General features: G+C 47.1%; 8 protein-coding genes and 1 pseudogene. 7 read left to right on the forward strand and 2 right to left on the reverse strand.

Annotated features, from left to right (window positions below):
• Positions 1-49 precede the first annotated feature (49 nt).
• The 3 genes from yqeC to CK1_RS02580 all read left to right on the forward strand — a co-directional run bounded on the left by yqeC (position 50) and on the right by CK1_RS02580 (position 1,513).
• Complete coding sequence (gene yqeC, locus CK1_RS02570) at positions 50-742, forward strand: selenium cofactor biosynthesis protein YqeC (protein WP_173775359.1); 693 nt, start codon at positions 50-52, stop codon at positions 740-742.
• Positions 743-820: 78 nt separating this feature from the next.
• On the forward strand, positions 821-1,192 hold the full coding sequence (locus tag CK1_RS02575) for an NTP transferase domain-containing protein (protein WP_306288700.1): 372 nt from the start codon (positions 821-823) through the stop codon (positions 1,190-1,192).
• A gap of 30 nt (positions 1,193-1,222) precedes the next feature.
• On the forward strand, positions 1,223-1,513 hold the full coding sequence (locus CK1_RS02580) for a glycosyltransferase family protein (protein WP_015524763.1): 291 nt from the start codon (positions 1,223-1,225) through the stop codon (positions 1,511-1,513).
• A 649-nt stretch (positions 1,514-2,162) separates the two neighbouring features.
• Here CK1_RS02580 and CK1_RS02585 read toward each other — a convergent pair.
• Positions 2,163-2,453, reverse strand: a complete 291-nt coding sequence (locus CK1_RS02585) for a BMC domain-containing protein (protein ID WP_015524765.1) — start codon at positions 2,451-2,453, stop codon at positions 2,163-2,165.
• Positions 2,454-2,469: 16 nt separating this feature from the next.
• Entirely contained in the window at positions 2,470-2,769 is a 300-nt protein-coding gene (locus CK1_RS02590) for a BMC domain-containing protein (protein ID WP_015524766.1), read from the reverse strand.
• Positions 2,770-3,155: 386 nt separating this feature from the next.
• Between CK1_RS02590 and CK1_RS17895 the strand changes: the two genes are divergently transcribed.
• From CK1_RS17895 to CK1_RS02605, 4 genes and pseudogenes are all read left to right on the forward strand, one after another.
• The gene (locus CK1_RS17895) at positions 3,156-3,989 is read left to right on the forward strand and encodes an MATE family efflux transporter (protein ID WP_015524767.1); all 834 of its coding nucleotides are present in this window, start codon (positions 3,156-3,158) and stop codon (positions 3,987-3,989) included.
• Positions 3,905-4,516: an MATE family efflux transporter gene (locus tag CK1_RS17900; protein WP_353611107.1), complete on the forward strand. Its 612-nt coding sequence runs from the start codon at positions 3,905-3,907 to the stop codon at positions 4,514-4,516. Before CK1_RS17895 ends, CK1_RS17900 begins: the two co-directional genes overlap by 85 nt.
• A 130-nt stretch (positions 4,517-4,646) precedes the next feature.
• Positions 4,647-5,894, forward strand: coding sequence for a DUF1015 domain-containing protein (locus CK1_RS02600; protein ID WP_015524769.1), 1,248 nt, complete (start codon positions 4,647-4,649; stop codon positions 5,892-5,894).
• A gap of 110 nt (positions 5,895-6,004) precedes the next feature.
• Positions 6,005-6,423, forward strand: a pseudogene (locus CK1_RS02605) (MerR family transcriptional regulator); the annotation flags it as partial.

Raw genomic sequence — 6,423 nt, forward strand, 5'->3', positions numbered from 1 at the left:
ACAGAGCCTGGTGCCCCTGAAAGAAGTTAGAAGATAAATGGAGTGTGTCATGAAGAAAAATGAAAAAGCGCTTACTGTGGCATTCACAGGAGGCGGCGGAAAGACCAGTCTGATCCTTGGACTGGCAGAAATATTTTCCGGACAGGGAAAACGTGTGATCGTGACCACAACCACGCATATGGCATGGGAACCGGAACGTCCTTTTGCGGAGGCAGAGGACATTCCGGGAGCATGCCGGCTTATAGAACAATACGGATACGTCATCGCGGCTCATCACAAGGCCGGGCAGCCAAAGATTTCCGGCCCCGAAAAGGAGATCCTGGAAAAGCTGCCCGGCTTTTGTGATCTTCTTCTTGTGGAAGCTGACGGATCCAGGCACCGACCCCTTAAAGTGCCGGCTGTTCATGAGCCGGTGATTCCTTCTTTTGCAGATATGGTAGTAGGAGTGATCGGTCTTGACTGCATCGGCAGAAGGATCTGTGATACGGCACACCGTCCGGATGATGTGGCGGGATTTCTGGGAAAGCGTACAGATGAGCCTGTGACATGGATGGATGTGTGGAAGATCATCCGGTCTGAAGCCGGATTGCAAAAAGGCGTGGACGGGCGAAGATTTCTTGCGTATCTGAACAAGGCAGATACTCTGGAGGATCCTTGTGTGGTGGAGAAGCTTATGGCACAAGGTCAGGAGTCTGGGATCATGGTGATCTGCGGAAGCCTGCAGAGAAGTGTAAACAGCTAGTACAGCGAAAATTAAGTTTCTGCTATATTGACGCAGGATGATTTCTTCATCTGCAAGGCGGAGGAATGAGGCGTAGCGGTGGCTACGACGATTGACGACAACGCAGCAGATGAAAAATCAGGCAAGTCAATATGGCGGTTACTTAATATTCGCTGTACTAGAATCGAAAGGAAGTGGAGCGGTGATATGAAACTGGGACTGATCATGCTGGCAGCAGGAAACAGCCGGCGGTTTGGAAGCAATAAGCTGCTGTACGGGATAGACGGAATGCCGATGTACAGGCATATCCTCCTGGAGCTGAAAAAAGTGAAAGCAGCACTGGAGGAACAGGGGCATAGGTGTGAGATCACAGTTGTCACACAGTATGAGGAGATCGCGCAGGAAGCAGAGAAGCTTGGCGCGTGGTTTTTTATAATCTGCATCCGGATGAGGGGATATCTTCCTCACTGAAGATCGGGCTGCGGGTCAACCGGGAGATGGATGCTTGTTTGTTTACAGTGGCAGATCAGCCGTGGTTGCGGTGGGAGACGGTTTTTTGGACTGGTGGATGTGTTTTTGAGAGAGGGGAAAGGGATCGCCTGTGTGGAGCATGATGGGAAGACCGGGAATCCCTGTGTTTTTTCGAAGAAGTATTATGGGGAGCTGATGAAGCTTTCCGGTGATGTCGGAGGGAAGAGGGTGGTTGTGGCACATCGGGGGGATGTGGCTGTGATGAAGGTGGAGGATGGAAGGGAGATGGTGGATGTGGATTTTGCGGACGGACGCCGGTGAGGTACCGTCTGGTTTGGGCTGGGGCTTCGTCGGGGGCTGGCTTCTAAGGCGCTGGAAATCTGCTAAAACCGCTGAAAAAAATCCAGAACTCGCTCCTGCGTCGCTCAAACAGCTGGATTTTTTCCAGCAACGCAGATTCCCACCGCCTAAGAAGCGCACCCCTCCTGCAGAGCCAGCCCAAACCAGACGCTACCTCGCCGGCTGACGTGCGAAGGAGTGGAGGGCTAGAGTGAAGGCGTGAGTTTAAAGAATATAGCGAAAAGAGTTGCTGACGTGCGAAAGGGGAGATAGGCTAGAGTGAAAGTGTGAAGTTTGTAGAAGCAGAGCATCGATGATGAAAGCACCGGCTGATGTGTGAAATCACCGTGTCTGAGACAATTTTCACTTATACAAAAGCCAGCAGGGAACCGCCCTGGCGTAGTGGGATGTTCTGCAGGAGTCCTGCTGATTCTTAGGTGGTGTGGTTTCTGCGTTATTCCAAAAAGTTCTGCTGTCTGAGCGGCTTGACGCGAGTTCAGAACTTTTTGGAATGGTTTTAGCAGAAGCCGCAGCACCTTAGAAGCCAGCGGACGACGAAGCCCTTCCCGCTACGCCAGGGCGGTTCCCTGCGTACGTTCGTTATAATTTATAATTATAAGGTAGACAAATCTCAAATAAAGTGATTCTTAGCCGCTTCTTCCTCAGCCAGACGAACCGTCTCACCGGAAGGATTGGAGATCACTGCTGAAGCTACGATCTCACAAGGCGGGTTCCCCTTTACACTGTCAACGGCAGCCGTAACAGCAGAAACATCACCAGTCAGAAAAACAGTGGCATGACCACCACACTTCGTCTGCCAGGTAAGAAAAGAAACATCAGAAGTCTTCAGCATCTGGTCGATCACCAGGATCGCATTACTGCTGCCAACAACCTCAACTAAACCAAAAGCACCATAATTCATAAATCCGTCGCCCCCTTTATTTATTGATCGTCATCTTCAGTGCGATCTCAGTATCCTCAGAAGGAGAAGCGATCACAGTATGAGAAACAACCTTACCAAGAGGTTTGGCTGCCTCCAGCGCAACCTCCATAGCTGCATTAACGTCAGAAACAGAACCACGCATCTTGACACAGGCGCCACTCTTCAGACGGTTACGTTCAACACTCTGGATCCTGACATTGGCTGCTTTGGAAGCAGCATCAAGAGCAACAAAACAGGCAACCAGGTTATCAAGCTCAAAAACACCTACAGCCATGCCCTTATAATTATTATCCATAAAAATACCTCCATGCGGAACAGATTCCCAGTGATGTGGTTTTTTGACCGATTTTACGTGGAATCATTACCGTTTTTATGGCTTTATTATAACTTTTTTAGACAAAAATAGCAAGAAATAAATACACGGATAATCAGATAGTTACTGGCCATTCCGTTTTCAGCAACATGCTTCGCGATGTACAGAATTTATGCTGATCGCATAAGTTCGCGCGGTATGTCTCGGGTTTTCTGTGATCTTCGCTCACAAAAAACAGTTTGCGGGATATTACAGTGAACAAACAGTAACGTCTGATATTTCCACAGCAGCCTTACAGGGAAATATTTACTTTGCATATCAGATATAGTATTATTTACAATAGTAAAAAAGCAGGAAGGTGTAAAGAAATGCAGACACATCAAACAGACTTTTCAACAGGAAATGTCTATCGTAACATTATGGAGGTAGCTGTGCCGATGATCATTGCACAGATCCTGAACCTCCTTTACAACATTGTGGATCGGATCTATATCGGAAGGATTCCCGAGATCGGAGCCACCGCACTGACAGGAGTGGGACTATGTTTTCCCATTATCACCCTGATCACCGCATTTACCTATCTTTTTGGAAATGGAGGAGCACCGCTTTGCTCCATGGAACGGGGAAGAGGAAACCGGGAAGAAGCAGAAATGCTCATGGGAAACACCTTTGTGATGCTGATCGGCACAGGAGTGATCCTGACAGCCATTGGCCTTATCTTTTACAGACCGATCCTCTATGCCTTTGGCGCCAGTGATGTAACCTTTTCCTATGCGGCAGACTACATAAGGATCTATCTTCTGGGAACCCTGTTTGTGATGATCACTTTGGGAATGAACCCGTTTATCAACAGCCAGGGCTTTGGAAACACAGGGATGCTCACGATACTGATCGGTGCTGTACTGAACATTCTTCTGGATCCCCTGTTTATCTTTGGGATGCACATGGGAGTCCGGGGAGCGGCTTTGGCGACTATCATTTCCCAGTTCTGTTCCGCCATCTGGGTCTTACGCTTCCTTACAGGAAAAAAGGCGATCCTGAACCTGAAAAAAAGCGCCATGAGGATCTCCTGGAAAAGAGTGGGCAGTATCGTAAGCCTGGGTATGTCCGGTTTTTTATGGCATTTACAAACAGTCTTGTGCAGGTGGTATGCAATGCCACACTCCAGACCTGGGGTGGTGATATCTACGTTGGTGTCATGACAGTTTTAAATTCTGTCCGTGACATTTTCACCATGCCGGTCCATGGGCTTACTACAGGTGCTTCTCCGGTCATGAGCTTCAATTATGGAGAAAAAGCATACGACAGAGTCAAAAAAGCAATTAAATTTATTACAGCTGTCTGTGTGATCTATACCCTGGCAGGCTGGGGAATCCTGAAGCTGCTTCCGGAATTTTTCATCCGGATCTTTAACAGCGATCCCGGGCTTCTGGAAAAGGGAGTTCCTGCCCTTCATATTTACTTTTTCGGCTTCTGCTTTATGGCATTGCAGTTTACCGGACAAAGCGTGTTCGTGGCACTGGGAAAGGCAAAAAAGGCTACCTTTTTTTCTCTGTTCCGAAAGGTAGTGATCGTGGTACCGCTGATGCTCCTGCTGCCTCACGTGAATGGCCTGGGAACAGACGGCGTGTTCTGGGCGGAACCAGTTTCCAACCTTGTAGGCGGCTGTGCATGCTTTTTTACCATGCTGGCAACGGTACTGCCGGAGCTGAACAAACGTAAGGCATAAGACGGGCCGGATAAAGGTTTGCGGGAAATTTTGATATGTGTTAGAATGGACAGGATGATTTTTCTGCAAACTAAGCAGAAATCTTAAGAAGGGCCGGCGTATGGCCGGACAGGAATGAGAGGAAAATATAATGGCTTTATTTCAGGCATTTCGGGCAGTAAGACCTGCTTCGGAAAAAGCAGAAAAGGTGGCTGCACTTCCCTATGATGTAGTCAGCAGAGAGGAAGCGCGAGAGATCGGGGAAAAAAATCCGGAATCTTTTCTACATATAGACCGCGCAGAGATGGATCTGGATCCGGAAACCGATCTTTATGATCCGAAGGTTTATCAGAAGGCAAGGGAAAATCTGGATCGTTTCCAGAAAGAAGGGATCCTGATCCAGGATGAGAAACCGAACTATTATCTGTATGAACTGATCCGTAAGGGAAGATCCCAGACCGGGATCGTAGGTGTCAGCTCCATTGATGATTACATGAATGGTGTGATCAAAAAGCATGAGCTTACAAGAGAGGATAAGGAGCAGGACCGCATCCGTCATGTGGATGTCTGTGATGCCAACACAGGCCCTATTTTTCTGGCGTGCAGATATCCGGCAGAGCTTCTTACTCTTATGGAAGAATGGAAAAATGCACATGCTCCTGTGTATGATTTTACTTCCGATGATGAGATCACACATCGTGTATGGGTCGTAGATGAGGAAGAAAAGATCCGGACTATACATAGTCTTTTTGGCGGGATTTCCTCTATCTATATTGCAGATGGCCACCACAGAGCAGCCTCCGCAGTAAAGGTTGGACAGAAGAGAAGAGCGGAGCATCCGGACTACACCGGAAAAGAAGAATTTAACTTTTTCCTGTCGGTGGTATTTCCGTATGACCAGCTGACCATCCTTCCGTATCACAGGATCGTAAAGGATATCAAGGGTATGGAACCCAAAGCCTTTATCGGAAGCATGAAGTTTAATTTTGAGCTGATGGCAATGCCGGGATTTCCATGTAAACCGGTAGAGAAACACTGCTTTGGGCTGTATGTAGACGGAGAATGGTTCCATCTGAAGGCATATTCGGATATCTATGCGGGTAAAGACAGTGTAGGTCAGCTGGATGTGTCTATTCTTCAGGATAAGGTCCTGGGTCCGGTTCTGGGGATCAGTGACCCGCGTACCGATGAGAGGATCCGCTTTATGGGAGGAAACCACCGGCTGAAGGATCTGGCAGCAGCTGCAGATGAGACAGGAGGAGCTGCCTTTGCCATGTATCCTACATCCATGGAGGAGCTGATGACGATCGCAGACGAGGGTAAGCTTATGCCGCCAAAGAGCACCTGGTTTGAACCGAAGCTCCGCAGTGGTCTTTTTATCCATAAGCTTTCAGACTGATGCCGGAGGTTATTAACAGTTAAATATAAATTATAAATTATAAATCATATAAGTACATGTTGAGTTTTATAAGATATTAGAGTGGAATATTATTGAAAGGAGTTGATGCTTTGAGTAAATATTATTCTATACATGAATTTTCAAAAATTATAGGCGTATCCGCCCAGACATTACGAAATTGGGATGCCAATGGAAAACTTCATCCGCATCATACTACAGTAAGCGGCTATAGATATTATTCTGACGAGTAACTCAACCAGGTAATAAATGTAAAGCCTAAAAATCGCATTACAATTGGATATTGTCGCATTTCCAGCCATAAACAGAAAGATGATCTGGAACGACAGATTGATAATACTGAAAAATCCGAACAGCAGGAACTTGTTGAAGATCTGGTTCAGATAATCACAGTATTCAGTTGCAAATTACAAGGAAAACGAGCGAATAAAGCTAAGAAACTTATCCGGGAACTGATACAGGAGGAAGTAGATGGTAAAAGCCATAAAAGCAATGTTGATACCAAACAATG

This window comes from Ruminococcus sp. SR1/5 (genome assembly GCF_000209835.1).
Classification (GTDB): domain Bacteria; phylum Bacillota; class Clostridia; order Lachnospirales; family Lachnospiraceae; genus Blautia_A; species Blautia_A fusiformis.

Coding starts and splice junctions, on each gene's coding strand:
- CK1_RS02585 (WP_015524765.1), bottom strand. CDS start 2,453: ATGAATTATGGTGCTTTTGGTTTAGTTGAGGTTGTTGGCAGCAGTAAT.
- CK1_RS17900 (WP_353611107.1), top strand. CDS start 3,905: ATGGCATTTACAAACAGTCTTGTGCAGGTGGTATGCAATGCCACACTC.
- CK1_RS02590 (WP_015524766.1), bottom strand. CDS start 2,769: ATGGATAATAATTATAAGGGCATGGCTGTAGGTGTTTTTGAGCTTGAT.
- CK1_RS02600 (WP_015524769.1), top strand. CDS start 4,647: ATGGCTTTATTTCAGGCATTTCGGGCAGTAAGACCTGCTTCGGAAAAA.
- yqeC (WP_173775359.1), top strand. CDS start 50: ATGAAGAAAAATGAAAAAGCGCTTACTGTGGCATTCACAGGAGGCGGC.
- CK1_RS02580 (WP_015524763.1), top strand. CDS start 1,223: ATGCTTGTTTGTTTACAGTGGCAGATCAGCCGTGGTTGCGGTGGGAGA.
- CK1_RS17895 (WP_015524767.1), top strand. CDS start 3,156: ATGCAGACACATCAAACAGACTTTTCAACAGGAAATGTCTATCGTAAC.